Raw genomic sequence first — 18,665 nt, 5'->3', positions numbered from 1 at the left:
ATGCGCAAAAGCCCCTATATGCCTCAACGATGATATTGGATATTGTATAAAAATAGGCCACACTGGCACGCAAGCATGACGTAAATTTATTTTGGACTTTTCGGTGGCCGGCCTGGATGGCCACAAACGGGAGGCCGGCGCCCCCTTATAAACGAGGTTTTCTGATGGCGAAAGCCCCACTTGTTGAGCGTAAATCGCTGGCGGTCCAGGTTGCGGATGCGCTGAGGGATATGATCCTGAGCGGCAGTTACGACCTGGGCGAACAGCTGCGCCAGGAAGAGGTCGCGAAAAAGCTTGGCGTCAGCCGGATTCCGGTGCGCGAAGCCTTCCAGCAGCTCGAAGCCGAAGGCCTTGTCGTCAACGTGCCCTATAAGGGCACCGTGGTCTCGCGCCTGACGCTGGCCGAGATCGACGAATTTTTCGATATCCGCGCCACGCTGGAATGCGAGTTGCTCGGCCGCGCGCTCGACAATATGACCGAAGACACCTTCACCCGTGCCCGCCGTGCGGTCGAACGCATGGATGCCGCGAGCCCGGCGAAATGGAGCGACCATAACTGGCAGTTCCATGCCGAGCTATATAGCCCGGCGAACCGGCCGAACACGCTCGACCTCGTCAAGAAGATCCACGGCAATGTCGACCGCTATGTCCGCATCCAGCTGTCGCTTTCGGAAGAAAACCGCCTGCGCGCCAATGAGGAGCACAGCGCGCTCATCGACCTGTGCGAACAGAAAAGCCGGGACGCGGCCCTGAAGCTCCTCCGGGACCATATCGCCGACGCCAAGGATGACCTTCTGGACCACCTCAAGGAAAACGACTGAGCGCGTCTTTCCCGGGGCCGGCGCGCATAAAGAAAGGGCGCCGCTGGTCGGATGCGGCGCCCTGCTTTGGGTACTCGTAACTGCCCCAGCGTGACGCCGGGGAAACCCAAAACGTCTCACTCAGCACATGTGTCTGACATCATCTCAGGTGGCCGCAGGCCCAGAAACACCGTGCTCCACAGCTGGGCGGCGTTCGATTCGGTAATATCGCCCGCGCGCTGGCCGAAGGGTTCCACCTTGTAATGGCCGTCCTTATAGCCCCAGGACCATAGCTCGCTGTTCCGGTAATCCTTGGTGGCGTCGATCGCGCGCCACAGGCGGCATTCGGCGTGGGCGAGCCGCGCTTTCATCGGCGCGTCCAAATCCTTGCGCTTCAGCTGGCGCCTGATCCCCGCCACCCACATGGCCTGCTGCCAGGACCAGACGACCGTGCCGTGGTAATTGCCGGGCGTGAACAGCTTCTGGGTCGCCTTATCGGCATAAACCGGGTTGGCGACGAACAGCCCCACCGGGGTCATCAGCCCTGCCGGGAACGGCCGCTCGATGGTCTCCAGCGCGCGGTTAAGCACCGCCGGGGCGGGATCGCCGAACAACAGGCCGAAGCCGTCATCGGATTGTTCAACCGGAATCGGCTTGCCGTCGGCATCCAGCGACAGCGCCTGGAAATGCACATCCGCGTCCTTGATGCTTTCAAGTGCCGTCTGGGCCGGAACACCCTCCGCCGAGGCATAGGCCTTCACGTCCGCCGCCGCCTTGTCGGACGGCACAGTCACACCGAAGGGCTTGACCGCTTCCCGCTGCCAGACGGAAGCAAGCGTCATCGCCTCCCCCGCAGGACCGCCCAGGAAGCCGCGCGTGCGCATATCGGCAATCGCCTTCAGGGCCGCGGGCATCAAGACGGTATTGACATCATAGGGGTAGCGGCCATGGCCCAGGCCTTCTTCGCTGTCGCGCCAGTCCCCGTGCACCTGCCCGGGCTTGAGGGCAATGAGGTTCGCCGTCACCGGCACCTCGGCGAACGGTTTCGCGGACGCCAGCACAAAGGCGGCATTGCGCGCGACAATGCTGGCGTAGCGCTGCCCGGACGAGGTTTCCTGCTGCAGGAAAGTGCGCGCGTCCGCAGGCGTGAGGGTATCGAGATAAGCCGCCAGCACCGGCAGCAGCATCAGGTTATCGTCGACCATGGCATAGTCGTAATAAGGCGTGACATCGGGCTTGCCCGTGGTCTTCAGGTTATGGAGAACCGCCAGTTCACCGATGGCTTCTTCATGCGCGACCTCGCCCTGCGCGTTCACCCGCTCAATCACCGAGCCAAGCCCCGCCTCCACCGCCTCCCGGCCGAGAACCGGCATCAGAAGCTTGACGGTGAGGAGCGTGTCCCGCCCGAAATAGGTCAGGAAGCGCCAGGACCCAGCGAGCAGCTTCTGCCGGTAAGCGAGGAAGCCAAGCACATTCTCAAGCCGCGGCATATCCGCCGCCCCGGCTTTCAGCAGCCTGTCGCGCCTTATCGCATCGAGCGGTGTGTCGCCCGTGAGCGCGGTGAGCGTGATTTTGAGCGGCGCGCCACCGTTGGCTACCAGCGTCACACGGCCATCCGCCCCAACCTGCGCGGTGCCGTTCAGAACTTTAAGTGTCAGCACATAGCGGCTGCGTTGATCGGCACGTTCCCGCACCCAGGAAACCGCACCCCCCTTGACGGTCGGTTTAACGTCCGGCCGGACCGCCACGGTCGTCATATCCACCGCCTCGCGGATGAAGCGCAGGCTGCCGACATCGGCGCGGTTTATGACCAGGCGGGATGTATCGGCGCTGAGTTGAGCCCGAATGCCATGAAGCGCAACCCCATTGGCCAAGGTCCGCCCCGCCGCTTTGATCGGCGCTGTCCTGCGCCAGACGACCTCTTTAGCTGTGCCTTCAAAAAACACCCCGGCGCCGCTGTTGCCCGCCGGGAAGGCGACGATGAGCCGGGGATGATCCCCCGAGGTCAGCATCAGGTGCGCCGCCACCGGCCCCGATGAGAAGAAGGCGTTATCGCCGTTGCCTTCGTGGATATCGAAACGGAGCGGTGCCTGTACCTGCGCCTCAACCGGCACCGTCAGCGCCGCTGCGGCGACCAGGGAGAAAGCCAGTCCAGCTAAAGCGCGCCGCATAGTCTCACCTCATCCGTTTCGTGCCCCACCCGCGTGACCGGGTGCCTGAGAATAAAAAAGAGCGCTGCACCCCTTTCAAGAAGGAAGAACAGCGCCCAGGCCCCATAATTCGGGAAATACAGAATGCGGCGGCACCCCCATGAGGATGCCGCGAGCGCTGGTACGATGTGCTTAGAAATCGTACCCGACACTGAAGTTGATCGAGCGACCCAGGATCGCGCGGCCGTTCGGCGATGCCGCGGAACGCGGATCGGCTTCGGTCAGGCCGTGGCTGTTGTTCAGGTTGTCCGCATGGACATGGAAGAACAGGCCGGATTCCATGGTCACTTTCACGCCCATGTCGATCTTGGTGTAGCCCGAGAGCTTGTTGGTGTTGGCGTTATCGCCCCAACGGTCGCCAACGAACTGGGCGGCACCGTAGATGGTCGCCGTAGCACTGCCGACCGGAATGTCATAGCTCGGCGCAAGGCGGAACTGCCATTTCGGCTGACGCAGTACCTGGTTGTCGATGTTGGCCGCGGTCGAGGAAGCGGTGATCTTGGCGTCCTGCAGCGTGCCGATAAAGGCCAGGTTGAAGGCACCGTAGGTCACGTGACCGTCAAGCTCGACGCCGAGAGCGCGGGTCTTGAAGGCTTCGTTCGGGATGGTGCTGCCGACCACGCCGGAGAAGCTGTCGTTCTTGTTGTAGAAGACAGTGGCGAACAGGCCGACATTGTCCGACGAATATTTGATGCCGCCTTCGAGCTGCTTGATACCGAAGATCGCTGCGGTGCCACCACCGTTGCGGATATCGTCGAAGTTCGGGAAGCGCGAGCCTTTGGAATAACGCACGAACACGCCCAGGTCTTCACTGACGTCATAGTTCAGGGCGCCGGTGTAGGAGAAGGCGTTGGTCGTCAGGTGCGTGTCCAGGTCACGCGTGCCGTCCGGGTAACCGGGACCGCTGTCGAGCACATAATCAAGCGCGAGCCACTGCTGGCGCAGGCCGATATCGAAACGCAACCGGTCATTGATCTGCCAGCTGTCTGCACCGTAGATGGCGTTGGCCTTGGCTTCACCGGCGGACTGGATGCCGTATGCCCAGCAGCCCGAGCCGGAGCCCGCAGCCTGCAGGTCCTGACAGCTGGTACCGTCAAGCGAGTCACCATTCTGGACGTTATGAACCGGGGCAAAGTTGCCGAGGCTCCAGAAATCGTCCGACGACCAGCTGGCCTTATAGAAACCGAAAGTGAAGTCGTGGTCGCCCACGGTCTTCGCGATGCTGAGGTCGTTGGTGAAGCTTTCGATCTGCTTCTGCACAACCCAGTGGCCATAGTTCTGGATCCACTCATTGCCGCCAAGAACGTCGCCGCCGGTGGTCGTTGCCGTACCAGCCGCCAGGTCCTTGACCTGAATGGCGCCGCCATCGGGCACGAAACCGTATGTGTCGGCATCACCCTTGGTGTAGGACATATTGTCCTTCACGCTCCAGCCGTCGCCGAGGTCAAAGTTGGCATTGAGGCCCGAAACGCTGCCTTTCCAGCCGCGGCCGTTGGCGAAATCATAGGTCTTCATATCGCCGTTGGCGTTCACCTGAAGCGTCGCGAAGCGCGTGGCGTTGCCAAGCTGCGAGAAGGTGCCGAGGTCGTTGCCGGAGTTCAGAGCCTGCGGCAGGTACCACTGGCCATGGTCATCGGTGACGCGGCTGAACACGTTCACTTCGCCATTGTCGAATTCCTTGGTCAGCTCAGCGGTGATCTGGTGGCCCTTTTCGGAATTGAACTGGGCGTCGCGGATACCGGGCGAGGAGCGGACATAGCCGCCAACCATGTAATAGAGGCCATTGCCGAGCGGGCCCGACAGCACGGCATCAACCCGGTTCGAGCCATAATCCGACGCGGTATATTTCACCCGGCCTTCGGTATTGTCGCCACCCTTCTTGAGGTTGAAGTTCATGGTGACGCCCGGCTCGCCGTTCGAGAAGACAGCGTTCGGGCCGCCGCGCAGCGCTTCGGTCGTGCGGATGGTTTCATCCACGCGGAAGAGCGAGCTTTGCTCCATGAAGGACAGCATCTCAGTGCCGTAAATCGGGGCACCGTTGATCGCCATGGTCACGAACGGCGCATCGCCGCCACCCGGCAGGCCGCGGACATCGATGTTGGCGCCTGCGACACCGCCCGAGCTTTCGGTCCAGACACCCGGCACCAGCGTCAGCACTTCAGCGGTGCTCTTCGGCCCGGCCTGGTCAACCTGGTCCTGGTTCATGGTGGTGATAGCGAAGCTGGCGTCCATTTTCTTGACACCGGCACCGCCCGGGGTACCGAGCACGACGATTTCTTCAACCGCCTTGTCGTCTTTTTTCGCCTTGGCGCCAGCCGCTTTTTGCTGGTCCTGCGCATAGGCGCCCGTCGATGCGAACGACAGCGCCGTCGCCATCGCCACAGTGGAAATCATAGTTTTATTCATAATACGCATGTTCATGGCCCTCCCACGCCTGCGGTTTGTTTCCCGTTAGCAGCTTTTGATCCCCAGGGGACGATCCGGACTTCCGACCAAGGTTCCGAATCACAAGGGTTACCGCTAGTGCATAATGGCTACGCTCGAATGCAATCGATTGCAACCCAAATTTCAATCGATTGCAAAAAAACTGTAATATCTCTCGACTTTGCCCTTCCTGCGCCTATATTTATCTCCATGAAGAGGGACAAAAATCTAACAATGTCGGATATCGCACGCCTTGCAGGCGTGTCTGAAGCAACGGTTTCCCGTTCGCTCAAGGATAGTCCGCTCATCAACGAAAAGACCCGCAAGCGGGTGCAGGACATCGCGCGCGAGCATAATTACAAGATCAATGCCGCCGCCCGCAACTTCCGTCTCAAGAAAACCCACACGCTCGCCGTCGTCCTCTTGGTGGACCGTGAATGGGGGCACGAAGTTTCAGACGCCTTTCTGATGGTGCTCCTCGGTTCGATCGCCGACGAGGCCGCAAACCAGGGCTATGACCTGCTGCTTTCCACCAACCCGCACGATGTGGCAGACCTTGGCGCCTATTATCTCGAATCCAAGCGCGCCGACGGGCTGATCATCATCGGCCAGGGCCGCAACGACCCGCGGCTCGACCGGTTGGCGGCCTCCAAGGCGCCCTTCATCGTCTGGGGCGCCGAGGTTGAGGACCATGATTATTTCACCGTCGGCAGTGACAACCGCCAGGGCGGCTATGACGCCACCAAACTGCTGATCGAGAACGGCCGCAAGCATATCGCCTTCCTCGGCGATATCCGCCACCCGGAAATGGAACACCGCTGGGAAGGCTACAGGCGCGCCCTTGAAGAAGCCGGTATCCCCTATGACGAAAGCCTCGTCATCCCGACCGACTTTTCGCGCTCGGACGGCTATGAAAAAGCCGACAAGGTGCTGCTGGGCGAACACCGCGAATGCGACGCCGTCTTCTGCGTCAGCGACAATATCGCGCTTGGGGTGATGAAGCGCCTGTCGGAAGCGGGCATCCGCGTGCCGGAAGACATCGCCATTGTCGGCTTCGACGACAACCCGCTCGCGGTTTTCTCAACCCCGGGCCTGACCACCATCAAGCAGGACATCCGCGAAGGCGGCAAGCTGCTGGTGCAGAATCTGGTCAAGGTGCTGAACGGCGAGGCAATCGGCCATGTCACCATGCCGACCGAGCTGATCGTCCGCCAATCCTGCGGCCGGGGGTAACCAACGACCCTCGTCATTCGACGGCTTGACCGGCGAATCCAGGAACACCCCAATGGATATGATGAGACAAGCGTCTAGACTCGCCGATCAAGTCGGCGAGTGACGATCCATTTAAATGAAGAGACTACCGCTCAGCCGATCAGAGGTGCAAAGCCCTTGCCCACAAGGTCTGCCGTGTCCGGCAGGATGAGGTCGGCGTGGGCCAGGATGACCGGGTCACCGATACCGATCGCGATCATGCCTGCCGACTTGATGGCGGTGACACCGGCGGCCGCGTCCTCGACGCCGATGCAGTCCTCAGGTGACAGGCCGAAGGCGGTCGCGACATCGAGGAAGATATCCGGCGCCGGTTTGCCGCGCGGGATTTGGGCGGCGTCGGCGACGTAATGGAACCGGTCCGCGACCCCGAGGCTTTCGATCACCGGGCGGGCGTTCTTGCTGGCGGACGCCAGGCCGATTTTCATGCCCCGTTCGGTGAGCCAATCGAAGGCGTCCAGGATGCCCGGCAGCAGGTCCGCGGGGCTGATCTCCCGGATCAGGTTTTTATAGTCGTCATTCTTCTGCTCGGCGAGGCGCGCGCGTGCGGCCTCATCGAACGTGCGGTCCGATTTCGCCAGAATATAGGCGAGCGATTCCATACGCCCCACGCCCTTGAGCTGGTGGTTATCCTCCTCATCAAACGGCACGCCGACGCTTTCCGCCAGCCGCTTCCAGGCGAGGAAATGATAATGCGCCGTGTCGGTGATGACACCGTCGAGATCGAAGATGCAGGCCCCATAAGCCATCAGTCAGGTCCTTCGTGAAAGTCGGTAAAGTCAGGCCGCGGCACACACGGTATCGGCGTCCGCGCCAACCGTGACGTCTGTGCCCGCATGGCGGATCACCAGCGGTGCGCCGGTCGCGACGCGGTAGCGCGCTCCCTCGGCGTCCACCCGCACATCGAGCCGCCGCCCTTTGAACAGAAGATGGAAGCTATAATGTGTCCAGCCTTCCGGCAGGTAGGGCTTGAAGGTGAGCACCTCACCCTGCAGCCGCATGCCCGCAAAGCCCATCACCACGCCCATCCAACTGCCCGCCATGCAGGCGGTGTGCACGCCGTAATGGGTGTTGCCGTGGCGGTTCTCAAGGTCCATGCGGTAGGTTTCCTCGAAGAAATGATAGGCGCGCTCCCGGCTGCCGACCTCGGCGTTCGCCACCGCGTAAATGCAGGCGGACAGCGTGCTGTCGTGCGTGGTCAGCGGCTCATAATAGGCGAGGTCGCGGCGCTTTTCGTCTTCGGTAAACGCGCCCGATAGCAGCACGTCCGCCAGCACCACATCCGCCTGCTTCAGCACCTGATGCCGGTAGATGACCAGCGGGTGATAATGCAGGAGCAGCGGGTAATTCTCGGCGGGCGTCGAGGCGAAATCCCACTTGGGGCGGGCGAGGAACAGGTCATCCTGCGCGTGGACCTGCAACTCCTCATCATAGGGCAGGTACATTTTCTCCGCCGCGCGCGCCCAGTCCGTCACGTCGCTTTCGGCGAGGCCGATGCGGGCGGTAAGGGCGGCATAAGCGTCAGGTGCGCGCTTGGCCATCTCGGCCGCCAGCCTGGCCGCGCCCTTCAGGTGATGGCGCGCCATGGCGTTGGTGTAGAAATTATTGTCGGACATGGCCGAATATTCGTCCGGCCCCGTCACTTCATGGATGCAGAACTGGCCGCCCCGGCGCTCGGAGAAATGGCCGAGATCGAGCCACAGCTGGGCGGTCTCGAACAATAGCTCGGCACCGCCCTCGAGCACGAAGCTCCAGTCCTCGGTGACGGTGAGATACTGAAGCGCGGCGTAGGCAATGGCGGCATTGATATGATACTGCGCGGTGCCCGCCGGGAAATAGCTGGAGCATTCCTCCCCGCCGATGGTCCGCCACGGAAACAAGCCGCCTTTTGTGTGCGCCATTTCACGGGCGCGGGCGCGGGCCTCATCCAGCTTACCGATGCGGTACTGCAAGAGCGAGCGCGCAACCTCCGGGCATGTGTAGGTCAGGAAGGGCACGATGTAGATTTCCGTGTCCCAGAAATAATGGCCGTCATAGCCGGGGCCGGTCAGCCCCTTGGAGCCGATGCTGCTGTCGCCGTTGCGGCCCGCGGACTGGCACAGATGGAACATGCCGAAGCGCATGCCCTGCTCCACACCGGGCGCGCCGCCGACTTCCATGTCCGCCGTGGCCCAGAAGGCGTCATAGGCCTTGGCCTGCGCCGCCACCAGCGCGGCGAAGCCTCCGGAGACAGCCGCAAACAGTTCGGCATCAGCCGTTTTGGTGAGCGCGAACGCATCCGTGCCGTGGCCGTACCAGACATAGACGGTGAGCGTGAGGCTCTCGCCCGGTGCGAGGTCGGCAGTGAGCCGGGTGCCGCATGTGCGGTCACCTTCCACCGGCACCGCCGTGACCGTGGCACCGTCCGTCAGGAAGCGGATCGCGCTGACGACACGGACATCGCTGTCCTTGATGCGGTGGGTATAGAGCGCGCCATCCGTGCGCGTCTCGGCCATCTCCTCTATCAGGCAGTCGCGGATCGAAAGCTCCCCGGCGCGCGGGTCGCCTGCGCGGGCGGTGCCGCCATAGCCGGCGTCGAGCCCGGGGGTGAGGCTGACCGGACCGGCGTAATCGACCGAGGTGACTTTATACTCAAACGCCATCAGGTGATTGTGCGCGAGGCTGACGATCCGGCGGCTTGCGATATCGAGCGCGCCACCGGCCTTCGTGCGCCAGCGCGTGGTGCGGCTGAGCATCCCGGCTTTCATGTCGAGCGCGCGGGCGTAAGCCTCCACGCTGCTGTCGCCATGCACGAAGGCTTCGTCGCCCGCGGTCAGGCCCACGGCCTTGCCGTTCGGCACCAGGATCATCTTGTTATTGTGGGTCGCGAAGCCGTAGGCGCTTTCGTCATAATGGATCGGCTCACGCAGGTAGACGCCATTCAGGTAGGTGCCTTCGGTGGAGGCGACGTCACCGGTAACAGGCTCCTCGAACGTGCCGCGCGTGCCGATATAGCCGTTCGCGAGCGCAAACAGCGATTCGACGACGCCGAGTGTGTCGCCGGAGAACGCCGTCTCCGCCACACGCCACGGGTCCGTGCCCAACACCGGTGCCTTACCGCCGGTTTTCGCCCCGTTATCCGCCATGACCTTCCTCCTGACCCAGAACAGATTCGATTTGTATAATATCGTTCTTGCAATCGATTGCAATAGCGATATATTGGCGGCCGGGAAGACGGTCCCCCTAGCCCATGCGGCACCGGGTGGATTAGGCTACAAGTGCGCTCGCCGCTTTCGGACAGGAAGGACGCGCGCACCCGCGGGAAGGAAAACCCATGCATAACTGGCGGATCAAACTTTCATTGTTCCTGACCTATTTCATGTTCGCGATTCTCTTGAACAGCGTCGGAACGGTGATCCTGCAGGTCATCCGCAATTATGACCTGACGCACACCCAAGCCGCGATCCTGGAGGCCTTCAAGGACCTGTCGATCGCCGGGGTTTCCTTCGTTGTCGCCTCCTTCCTGCCGCGGCTGGGGTTCAAGAAATCGATGATCGCGGGGCTCGCGCTCGTCACCCTCGCAGCCGTCGCGCAACCGATCTTTCCGTCGTTCCTGGCATCCAAGCTGATGTTCATGGCAACCGGCGTCGCCTTCGCCTTCGTGAAGGTCTCCGTCTTCGCGACGCTTGGCCTCATCACGTCCGACCGGCGCGAACACGCCAGCACCATGAACCTGCTTGAAGGCACCTTCATGCTCGGCGTACTGACGGGCGGGGTGCTGTTCGGCCGCTTCGTCGAAGGCCTCGGGCCCAAGGACAGCGCCTGGCTGAATGTCTACTGGGTGCTGGCGGGGCTGTGCACGCTCACCATCCTCATCCTCGCCACCACGCGCATCGATGAAAGCAAGGCCAGGGCCGAAACCCCGACCCGCCTCGCCGATGATTTCCTCGGCATGATCAAGCTGGTGGCCGAACCGGTGGCGTACGTCTTCATCCTATCGGTCTTCATCTATGTGCTGATCGAACAGGGCATCGGCTCGTGGCTGCCGACCTTCAACAAGGAAGTGCTGGGCATGCCCGCGGACATGAGCATCAAAACCGGCGCCGTCATCTACCCGCTCGCCATCGCCGTCGGGCGCCTGAGCGCGGGGGCGGTCATGTCGCGCTTCAGCTGGTACGCGGTCCTCAACGTGTGCATCGTCCTGATGGCGGGCCTGATGCTGCTGGTGCTGCCGCTGGCCGCGAACATCCAGCCGCAGGCGCACATGAGCTGGGCCACGGCCCCCGTCGCCGCCTTCGTGCTGCCGCTGATCGGCCTGTTCATGGCGCCCATCTATCCGGCGATCAATTCGGCGGTCCTGTCCGCCCTGCCGACCCGCAGCCACGCGGCGATGACCGGGCTTATCGTTATCTTTTCCGCGCTTGGCGGCACCACGGGATCGCTGATCACCGGCCGGGTGTTCGGCGCGTTCGGCGGCCAGACCGCCTTCTACCTGCTGCTGATCCCGATCGGCGGCATCCTGATCACCCTATACTTCTTCCGCCGGGCTACCCTCCGCGCGGCTGAAGCACAGGCTGCCTGACCACCCTGACAGGACAGGCAACCTCCCTCTCTGACGGTCCCGGGACGACTTCCCTATCTTCCCTCCCCTGTCTCGGACCGTCAGGGAATACGATGAAGCCGGGCTGCCCCGCCCTCTTCCCCTCACTGCTTTCCAGGGCTCGGCAGTCCGGCTTTCATCACATTTCCTGATGTCATCCCCCGCATTTATCGATATATCTGATAGGCATACGCCAGCCTGATACGGGGACAATACCCATGGATATCGATCACGCCCGCACCTTTCTCGCCGTTGTCGACACCGGCAGCTTCGTCGCCGCGGCGGAGAAGATTTACGTCACCCAGTCCACCGTCAGCATGCGCATCAAGGTGCTGGAACAGCAGCTGGGGCAGACGCTGTTTGAGCGTTCAAAGGCGGGCGCGAGCCTCACCCCCGCGGGCCGCCAGTTCCAGAAACACGCGCGGGCGTTTATCAAGATATGGCAGCAGGCCAAGCTGGAGGTCGCGCTGCCGGAAGGCCATGACGTCGCCATCACCATCGGCGCGCAGCCGAGCCTGTGGCACGGCTATGTGCTGAATTTCCTGCCCTGGATGCGCGCAGCCGCGCCCCATGTGGCGCTCCGCACCCAAATGGCGGCGGCGTCGGAGCTTCTGATGGAGCGGCTGAACAATGGCGTCCTCGACCTCGCCATCCTGTACCGGCCGGTCCCCCGGCCCGGCATCCGCATCGCCCAGCTGTTTGAGGAACATCTGGTGATGGTCTCGAACGGACCTGAAGGCGTGCGGGCGGAAGGCGCGGGCCTGCCACCGGACGATTATGTCTATGTCGATTGGGGCCCCGAATTCCGCGCCGACCACAGCCTCAATTTCCCGGACCTGATCCTGCCCGGCCTGCACCTGGATGTCGGCACGCTGGGGATAGACTATCTGCTCGAGAATCCGGCGAGCGGCTATTTCCCGCTCAGGATCGCCGCCCCCCACATCGCCGCCGGACGGCTGCATACGGTTGGGGACGCCCCGACCTTTTCCTACCGCACCTACGCCGCCTATTCCGAAGAAGCCGACGCGGCGGTGATGGCCACCGCGCTCGAAGGCCTGAGGACGATCGCTGAAGAGCAGGTGCCGATGAACGCCGGGGACGCGGTGGAAGGGTAAGGAGGGCCACCCTCCCCACTCGTCACCCGCCGACTTGATAGGCGGGCCCAGGAACACCAATGCTAACCGGATAATTCCGCGGCCCTAGATTCGCCGATCAAGTCGGCGAATGACGAAGAATTATATATCGTCCGATACCAGCCGAGTTTTAAATTTCGAACGGTCTAGGTTGGGTAACCATTCAAATAGCTGCTCAATCGCCTCAAGCGGAAACGGTTTCAGGTTGATCAAGAAGACCGGTTGTTTCTCAGCCTCCCGGTATAGTTCAACACGGAATGGCAGTTTTCCTGCTCGGATTTCAAACTGAGCAATGGCAGTAGCCTTCGCAATGTCTTCTCGCTGAATCACAGCATTCAGCAGGAAGAAGCGGCGATAAACCAGCGCATCGCTTGTCAGCACCACATAGGTGCCCCTGTTCCATGCGACCAAGAAGACAAATACTCCGATCACCAGCGCTACCCCACTAATGTCAATCGGGGTCCCATAACGCCAAGACGCGACCAAAAGCATGACAAGCGCAAACGCCGGAACACTTCCAAAGATTATCAAAGGGCCTAAAGAATGCCTGAGTATGCCTGTCTCACCCCTCACTCCGCCGGGTAATCCCCTTCGCCCAGGCCTTCCAAGGACTGCTCGAACCGCTTGACGGTCTTATGGGCGTGGGCGGCGTCGGCGAATTCGGCGATGTGGAACAGGGCGTCGCCTTCATTGACGATGGGCAGGTTCGAGCGGCCGATGACCACGCCGTTTTCACGGGCGCGGATCGGCACTTCATCGCCGCCCAGAAGGTCCGAGACATAGGCGAGCGTGTCGCCCGCGTGCACACGCCTGCCCAGCGCGATGGGGTGGCTGAGGATGCCGCTGTTCTGGCTTCTGATCCAGTGGGAGGCTTCGGCCTCCACCGTCACGTGCGGGCGGCGTTTCTGGGTGCGCTTGATCATCCCCACCGCCGCGAGGACATTCATGATGCCGCGCACCCCGGCCTGCACCGGCAGGCGTTCAAACCGCATGGCTTCCGAGGCTTCATACAGCAGGATCGGGATGTCCTTCTCAACCCCGTAGCCGCGCAAAGACCCGTCCCGCAGGTCGGAATTGACGATCACCGCGGTGTTGAAGGCGCGGGCGAGCCGGGCGGTTTCCGCGTCCGCCATGTTGGCGCGGATATGCGGGAAATTGGTGCGGTGGTTCGCACCCGTGTGCAGGTCGATGCCGTAATCCGAGCGGTCGATAATCTCACGCCGGAACACGTTGGCGACACGGGACGCGAGCGAACCATGCTCGGACCCCGGAAAGGCGCGGTTGAGGTCGCGCCCGTCCGGCAGGTAGCGGGTGTGGTTGAGGAAGCCGTGCATATTAACGACCGGCACGCAGATCAGCGTGCCTTTGAGCCGGTTCAAGGTCTTGTGCTTCAAAAGCTGGCGGATGATCTCGATGCCGTTGATCTCATCGCCGTGGATGGCGGCGGAGATGAACATCACCGGCCCTTCCGAGCGGCCGTGGATCACATGCACCGGCATGGCGAGCGGCGTATAGCGGGACTGGCCGGGCAGGTCGAGCGTGAAGGACTCGCGCTTCCCCGCCGGGATCACATGACCTGCGATCTCATATGGGTCCCGCTTGGCCATCAGCCCCTGCCCTTGGTTTTGGTGCGGCCGTGGCGGGCGTTCTTTTCGATGAAGTCGATGATCTTGCCGGCGACATCGATGCCCGTGGCTTTCTCCACACCTTCAAGCCCCGGTGAGCTGTTGACTTCCATCACCACCGGGCCGTGGTTGGAGCGCAGCATATCGACGCCCGCGACATTGAGGCCCATGGCGCGCGCGGCGCGCACGGCGGTGGAGCGTTCCTCCGGCGTGATCTTGATCTGCCGGGCGGTGCCGCCCCGGTGCAGGTTGGACCGGAAGTCGCCGTCCGCGCCCTTGCGCATCATTGAGGCGACGACCTTGTCGCCCACCACCAGGCAGCGGATATCCTTGCCGCCGGCTTCCTTGATGAATTCCTGCACCAGCACGTTGGCCTTCAGCTTGCCGAACGCCTGGATCATCGAGCGGGCGGCATCGCGCGTGTCAGCCAGCACGACGCCGACGCCCTGCGTGCCTTCGAGCAGCTTGATGATCACCGGCGGGCCGCCGACCATATCGAGCAGGTCATCGGCTTCCGAGGTGCCGTGGGAGAAGGCCGTCACCGGCAGGCCCACGCCCTTGCGGGACAGAAGCTGGAAGCTTCTGAGCTTGTCGCGCGAGCGGCTGATCGCCACCGATTCATTGAGCGGGTAAACCCCCATCATCTCAAACTGGCGCAAGACGGCGGTACCGAAGAAGGTGACCGAGGCGCCGATCCGCGGGATCACCGCGTCATAGCCTTCAAGCACCTCGCCCTTGTAGCGCATTTCCGGCCGGTGGGAGGCGATGTTGATATAGACCTTCAGGGTGTCGATCGGGTCGATCACGTGCCCGCGGGCCCGCGCCACCTCCATCAGCCGCTGGTGCGAATAAAGGTTCGGGTTGCGGGTCAGAAGCGCGATCTTCATCTTGCCGGGGTCGGGCGCATCGTCTTTCGGCGCGGGCGCTGAGGTTTCCATCCCTTCCTCGCGCTCGTCATACGCTTCACCGTCGTTCGATCCGTTTATATCGGTCGTTGCCATCAGGCCCCACCTTCCTCAAGTTCTTCCAAAATTGCGATCATGCCGTCATCGGCCCGGTCCCCCAGGCCGTACGACACGCCGCTATCGACTATATATTGGCCCTTCAGCGCCTCGCGCCCGATCAGCATGCGGAAGCCCATTTCGTCCCGGTTGGTCAGTGTCAGCTGAACCGTGCGGGTGAAGGGGCCGAGCTGAAGTTCGGTCGACACCACAAGCCGAAGCTCGGACAGGCCGTTCGAGCTTTTGATCAGCTTTTCATCAACCACCGGGGCCTTGCAGCGGATTTCCGGGCGCTTGCGTTTCTGTACCGGGTGAATGAAGAACTCGGCCCATTCCTGGCCGTGGCTCTTGTGCGTCGTCACGTCATAGGCATGGAGCGCGGAGGTTTTGGCGCCGGTGTCGATCTTGGCCTTGATCGCCTCGATCCCGAACGCGGGCAAGCCCACCCATTCACGCCATCCTATAATCAGTTTCGTTTTCATACGCCGGATGTCGGCCTCCCCCGATCTGTGGTGCCCAGGGTCTAACCCCAAAGGCCCAAACGCCTTTACCGGTAAAAACCGCCGGATGAAAAGCGAAATGTTCGCGCACGCGGTCCGGCGGGCGAACCGGGGATCGCGCACCAAGGAAATGCCTTGGCTTCAGCGCCTTGTCTGGCCGCAGTGTAACAAATTTCGCGGGCCATGCCAGTGCCCAGGCGGGATGGGTTTTCCGTGGGGGGCCCACCGGACGCGGGCGCGACTCCGTCCGCGCCGGGTGCGTCTGATGCCCGCCCCCGGACCGGGCTTGACTTTAGCGCCCTGTGCCCGAGCTTAAAGAAGGTGTAAAATGCCCACCCCACTTTCCCATAGGAGCACCCGATGCCCGTGTCCGAAAATCCACGCAGCCAGCTTGCCACCCATGAGGTGACGAACCAGCCGACCCCGTTCGGGGACCGCAATGTGTTCTCGGGCGACGCCATCGCGCGGGATTATGTGACCCATGCGCTCGGAACTGTCGCGGATGCGGCAGCAAAATCGGCGCATCTGTCGCACCTGCAACAGTTCGGATCAACCGTGGGGTGTGAGGAAGCGCGCGAACATGGCCGCCTCGCCAACGAGAGTTTGCCCAAGCTGACGCCGTTCGACCGCTATGGTCACCGGATCGACGAGGTGGAATTTCACCCGTCTTATCATGCGCTTATGGATATGGGCCTGTCCGGCGGGGTTTCGTCGCGCGCCTGGACGCACAAGGCAGGCGGCCATGTCGCCCACACCGCGCTGATGACGCTGATGACCTGGGCCGACGCCGGGGTCACCTGCCCGATGTCGATGACCTACGCGGTCTCCGCCGTTCTGCAAGATACTGATTGGACACGGGAAAATTGGTTTCCGGCCGTGACGTCCGGCATCTATGACCCCGCCGTGAAACCGCTTTCAGAGAAGCGCGGCGCCACCATGGGCATGGCGATGACCGAGAAGCAGGGCGGCTCCGATGTGCGCGCGAATTCGACCCGCGCGACCGCGATTCCCGGCACCGACGATGAGGTGCAACTCCTTGGCCACAAATGGTTTTGTTCCGCGCCCATGTGTGACGGCTTCCTGACCCTCGCCTATGAGGACGCCGGGCTTTCCTGCTTCCTGGTGCCGCGCTGGCGGCCGGACGGCAGCCGGAATGCCATGGAAATTCAACGCCTTAAGGACAAGCTGGGCGACCGCTCGAATGCATCTTCCGAAATCGAGTACCGGAACGCCTGGGCGCGCCGTGTGGGTGAGCCCGGCCGCGGCGTCAAGACCATCATCAATATGGTACACCACACACGCTTGGACTGCGCGGCCGGCTCCGCCGCGAACATGCGTATCGGCCTGGCGCTTGCCGCACACCATGCCACGGGCCGCAGCGTGTTCCAGAAAAAGCTTGTCGATCAACCGCTTATGCAGGCCACCCTTTCCGACATGACGCTTGAGGTTGAAGCCGCCTACGCGCTCCTCTTCGAAGAAGCCGCCGCCTTCGACAAGGCCGCGGCGGGCGACGAAGACGCCGCCATGCTCTCACGCATACTCGCTCCGGTTGCTAAATATTGGATCTGCAAACGCGCCCCCGCCCTCTCCGCCGAAGCGATGGAGTGCCACGGCGGCGTCGGATACGTTGAGGAAACCGGGATGCCGCGGCTGTTCCGCCAGTCGCCGCTCAACTCAATCTGGGAAGGCTCAGGCAATGTGATCGCGCTTGATATCCAGCGTGCGCTGATGGCGCCGCCGGTGCTCGCCGCGCTTCAGACCCGGCTTTCGGCGCACAAGGGCGCGGACGGCAGGCTCGACCAGATGATTGGCAGACTGTTGAATCCAAAAGGGTTTCTGGATCAGGGCGAAGCTGGCTTGCGGGCGTTTTCCGAGAAGCTGGCGCTGGTTTTGCAGGCCACGGCGCTGATGGCAGGCCCTGAGAGCGCGCTCGCCGACGCCTTCATCCGCACCCGGATCGCCGCCCCGGCGCTTGCCTTTGGCGGCTCGACAGAGCGCTTGCCGCATGACCTGTTGATGGGCCGCGCCGTGATCGCCGCTTAAGCGACAGCGGCGCCGATAAGCGCGGTATTGTTAGCCGTGATCAGCCGGACCGGCACCCGTTCCAGATAGTGCGACATCGGCCCCTTGGCGACAAAGCGCCGGAGAAGGTCGCTCGGCGCCACCATATCGCCGATTTTCGGCAGGATTCCGCCACCGAGGAACACTCCGCCCGTGGCGCCATGCGCCAGCACAAGGTCACCCGCGACCCCGCCCAGCACTGCCAGGAACAACTGCACCGCGCGCGTGCACGCCGGCGCCCCGCCGACAGCGGCAAGCCTGGTAATCTCCGCCGGGGAAAGTGCCCGGTTGCCGCCCCCGCCATAGTCGACCAGAAAGCGGTGAATACGCGCAAGCCCTTCACCGCACAGCAAAGTTTCCACCGAGACATAGCCGAGCTCGGCACGGAGATGCTCGGTCAGGTCATGCTCAAGCCGGGTTGCTGGGGCGAACGCCATATGGCCCGCTTCGGTCGGCACTGTCACCCAGCCTTCGCCGCACTGTACAAGCGCCGTTGCGCCGAAGCCCGTGCCCGGCCCCATGACGGAGATCGGACCTTTCGGGTCCGGCTGGCCGTCCTTCAGGCTGATATAATCAGCGCCTGCCGTGAGGTAGAGGCACGCCCTGGCAAGCGCGCCGAAATCATTGAGAAGCTTCACTTGTTGGAGGCCGAACTCTTTTTCAAGTTCGGTAGCAGCGACGGTCCAGCCAAGGTTGGTCAACATGCCTTCGCGCTCAGACGTCGGCCCGGCAATTGCCAGTTTGGCTACCGTCGGCACGCCCTCCTCAAGCCCGCGGATGAAATGGTCGAGCATGGAGCCCACACCATCGTGCTCAGCGCAGGAGAATATCCGGATATTGTCGATTTCAGGCTTACCGGCACCCGTAAAGCGTGCAACGCCGAACCGGCCGTTAGTCCCCCCAATATCTGCTACGATGCAGGTTTGATCACCGCTCATCTCTCACCCTTTGCCCTATCTGACCGAACACAATGAGGCGAATGGGATAAGCGATGCGGCACGAAACCGCTTCGTTCACGACTATCCCTTCCCTTTACCTTCCGCCCTTGTCTTTAATGGCAAAA

Annotated in this window: 14 protein-coding genes; 5 read left to right on the top strand and 9 right to left on the bottom strand. The window is 62.4% G+C overall.

Annotation, left to right across the window (positions count from 1 at the left end; all coding sequences use genetic code 11):
• The first annotated feature begins 164 nt into the window (after nt 1–164).
• Nucleotides 165–821 (top strand): GntR family transcriptional regulator, encoded by a 657-nt coding sequence (locus tag K6118_RS16445; protein ID WP_247121580.1) that lies wholly within the window; start codon nt 165–167, stop codon nt 819–821.
• A gap of 116 nt (nt 822–937) precedes the next feature.
• Here the strand turns inward: K6118_RS16445 and K6118_RS16440 are convergent, their stop codons facing one another.
• Together K6118_RS16440 and K6118_RS16435 are read right to left on the bottom strand one after the other, a co-directional pair.
• A complete protein-coding gene (locus K6118_RS16440) occupies nt 938–2,971 on the bottom strand; it encodes a hypothetical protein (RefSeq protein WP_247121579.1) in 2,034 nt (677 codons plus the stop codon).
• Nucleotides 2,972–3,142: 171 nt separating this feature from the next.
• Complete coding sequence (locus tag K6118_RS16435) at nt 3,143–5,425, bottom strand: TonB-dependent receptor (protein WP_247121578.1); 2,283 nt, start codon at nt 5,423–5,425, stop codon at nt 3,143–3,145.
• Between the two features lie 243 nt (nt 5,426–5,668).
• On the opposite strand from K6118_RS16435, the gene K6118_RS16430 reads away from it, so the two are divergent.
• Complete coding sequence (locus tag K6118_RS16430) at nt 5,669–6,667, top strand: LacI family DNA-binding transcriptional regulator (protein ID WP_247121577.1); 999 nt, start codon at nt 5,669–5,671, stop codon at nt 6,665–6,667.
• Nucleotides 6,668–6,798: 131 nt separating this feature from the next.
• On the opposite strand, the gene pgmB is transcribed toward K6118_RS16430, so the two are convergent.
• Nucleotides 6,799–7,455 carry a beta-phosphoglucomutase gene (gene pgmB, locus K6118_RS16425; protein ID WP_425531558.1) on the bottom strand — a complete coding sequence of 219 codons (657 nt, stop codon included), beginning with the start codon at nt 7,453–7,455 and terminating at the stop codon, nt 6,799–6,801.
• Between the two features lie 27 nt (nt 7,456–7,482).
• Complete coding sequence (locus K6118_RS16420) at nt 7,483–9,828, bottom strand: glycoside hydrolase family 65 protein (RefSeq protein WP_247121575.1); 2,346 nt, start codon at nt 9,826–9,828, stop codon at nt 7,483–7,485.
• A 188-nt stretch (nt 9,829–10,016) separates the two neighbouring features.
• On the opposite strand from K6118_RS16420, the gene K6118_RS16415 reads away from it, so the two are divergent.
• Entirely contained in the window at nt 10,017–11,264 is a 1,248-nt protein-coding gene (locus K6118_RS16415; protein WP_247121574.1) for an MFS transporter, read from the top strand.
• A gap of 236 nt (nt 11,265–11,500) precedes the next feature.
• On the top strand, nt 11,501–12,397 hold the full coding sequence (locus K6118_RS16410; RefSeq protein WP_247121573.1) for a LysR family transcriptional regulator: 897 nt from the start codon (nt 11,501–11,503) through the stop codon (nt 12,395–12,397).
• 120 nt (nt 12,398–12,517) lie between these two features.
• Here K6118_RS16410 and K6118_RS16405 read toward each other — a convergent pair whose 3' ends face one another.
• The 4 genes from K6118_RS16405 to K6118_RS16390 form a co-directional block, all read right to left on the bottom strand.
• A complete protein-coding gene (locus K6118_RS16405; protein WP_247121572.1) occupies nt 12,518–12,847 on the bottom strand; it encodes a hypothetical protein in 330 nt (109 codons plus the stop codon).
• Between the two features lie 137 nt (nt 12,848–12,984).
• On the bottom strand, nt 12,985–14,022 hold the full coding sequence (locus K6118_RS16400; RefSeq protein ID WP_247121571.1) for a succinylglutamate desuccinylase/aspartoacylase family protein: 1,038 nt from the start codon (nt 14,020–14,022) through the stop codon (nt 12,985–12,987).
• Nucleotides 14,022–14,927: a 30S ribosomal protein S6--L-glutamate ligase gene (rimK, locus tag K6118_RS16395; RefSeq protein ID WP_343269997.1), complete on the bottom strand. Its 906-nt coding sequence runs from the start codon at nt 14,925–14,927 to the stop codon at nt 14,022–14,024. Before rimK ends, K6118_RS16400 begins: the two co-directional genes overlap by 1 nt.
• Nucleotides 14,928–15,040: 113 nt before the next feature.
• Nucleotides 15,041–15,523, bottom strand: coding sequence for an ATP-dependent zinc protease family protein (locus K6118_RS16390; protein WP_247121569.1), 483 nt, complete (start codon nt 15,521–15,523; stop codon nt 15,041–15,043).
• Between the two features lie 378 nt (nt 15,524–15,901).
• Here K6118_RS16390 and K6118_RS16385 point away from each other — a divergent pair, with 378 nt between their 5' ends.
• On the top strand, nt 15,902–17,584 hold the full coding sequence (locus tag K6118_RS16385) for an acyl-CoA dehydrogenase family protein (protein WP_247121568.1): 1,683 nt from the start codon (nt 15,902–15,904) through the stop codon (nt 17,582–17,584).
• On the opposite strand, the gene K6118_RS16380 is transcribed toward K6118_RS16385, so the two are convergent.
• Nucleotides 17,581–18,540, bottom strand: coding sequence for a glucokinase (locus K6118_RS16380; RefSeq protein ID WP_247121567.1), 960 nt, complete (start codon nt 18,538–18,540; stop codon nt 17,581–17,583). The two genes, K6118_RS16385 and K6118_RS16380, sit on opposite strands and share 4 nt — an antisense overlap.
• Between the last annotated feature and the right edge of the window lie 125 nt (nt 18,541–18,665).

The sequence above is a fragment of the Kordiimonas marina genome (genome assembly GCF_023006325.1).
Classification (GTDB): Bacteria; Pseudomonadota; Alphaproteobacteria; order Sphingomonadales; family Kordiimonadaceae; genus Kordiimonas; species Kordiimonas marina.
This window is presented reverse-complemented; position numbering and strand designations above follow the sequence as displayed.

What these genes read in the sequence shown, in the direction of transcription:
- K6118_RS16445 (WP_247121580.1), top strand. Translation starts at nt 165, where the DNA reads ATGGCGAAAGCCCCACTTGTTGAGCGTAAATCGCTGGCGGTCCAGGTT.
- K6118_RS16440 (WP_247121579.1), bottom strand. Translation starts at nt 2,971, where the DNA reads ATGCGGCGCGCTTTAGCTGGACTGGCTTTCTCCCTGGTCGCCGCAGCG.
- K6118_RS16435 (WP_247121578.1), bottom strand. Translation starts at nt 5,425, where the DNA reads ATGCGTATTATGAATAAAACTATGATTTCCACTGTGGCGATGGCGACG.
- K6118_RS16430 (WP_247121577.1), top strand. Translation starts at nt 5,669, where the DNA reads ATGTCGGATATCGCACGCCTTGCAGGCGTGTCTGAAGCAACGGTTTCC.
- K6118_RS16420 (WP_247121575.1), bottom strand. Translation starts at nt 9,828, where the DNA reads ATGGCGGATAACGGGGCGAAAACCGGCGGTAAGGCACCGGTGTTGGGC.
- K6118_RS16415 (WP_247121574.1), top strand. Translation starts at nt 10,017, where the DNA reads ATGCATAACTGGCGGATCAAACTTTCATTGTTCCTGACCTATTTCATG.
- K6118_RS16410 (WP_247121573.1), top strand. Translation starts at nt 11,501, where the DNA reads ATGGATATCGATCACGCCCGCACCTTTCTCGCCGTTGTCGACACCGGC.
- K6118_RS16400 (WP_247121571.1), bottom strand. Translation starts at nt 14,022, where the DNA reads ATGGCCAAGCGGGACCCATATGAGATCGCAGGTCATGTGATCCCGGCG.
- rimK (WP_343269997.1), bottom strand. Translation starts at nt 14,927, where the DNA reads ATGAAGATCGCGCTTCTGACCCGCAACCCGAACCTTTATTCGCACCAG.
- K6118_RS16390 (WP_247121569.1), bottom strand. Translation starts at nt 15,523, where the DNA reads ATGAAAACGAAACTGATTATAGGATGGCGTGAATGGGTGGGCTTGCCC.
- K6118_RS16385 (WP_247121568.1), top strand. Translation starts at nt 15,902, where the DNA reads ATGCCCGTGTCCGAAAATCCACGCAGCCAGCTTGCCACCCATGAGGTG.
- K6118_RS16380 (WP_247121567.1), bottom strand. Translation starts at nt 18,540, where the DNA reads ATGAGCGGTGATCAAACCTGCATCGTAGCAGATATTGGGGGGACTAAC.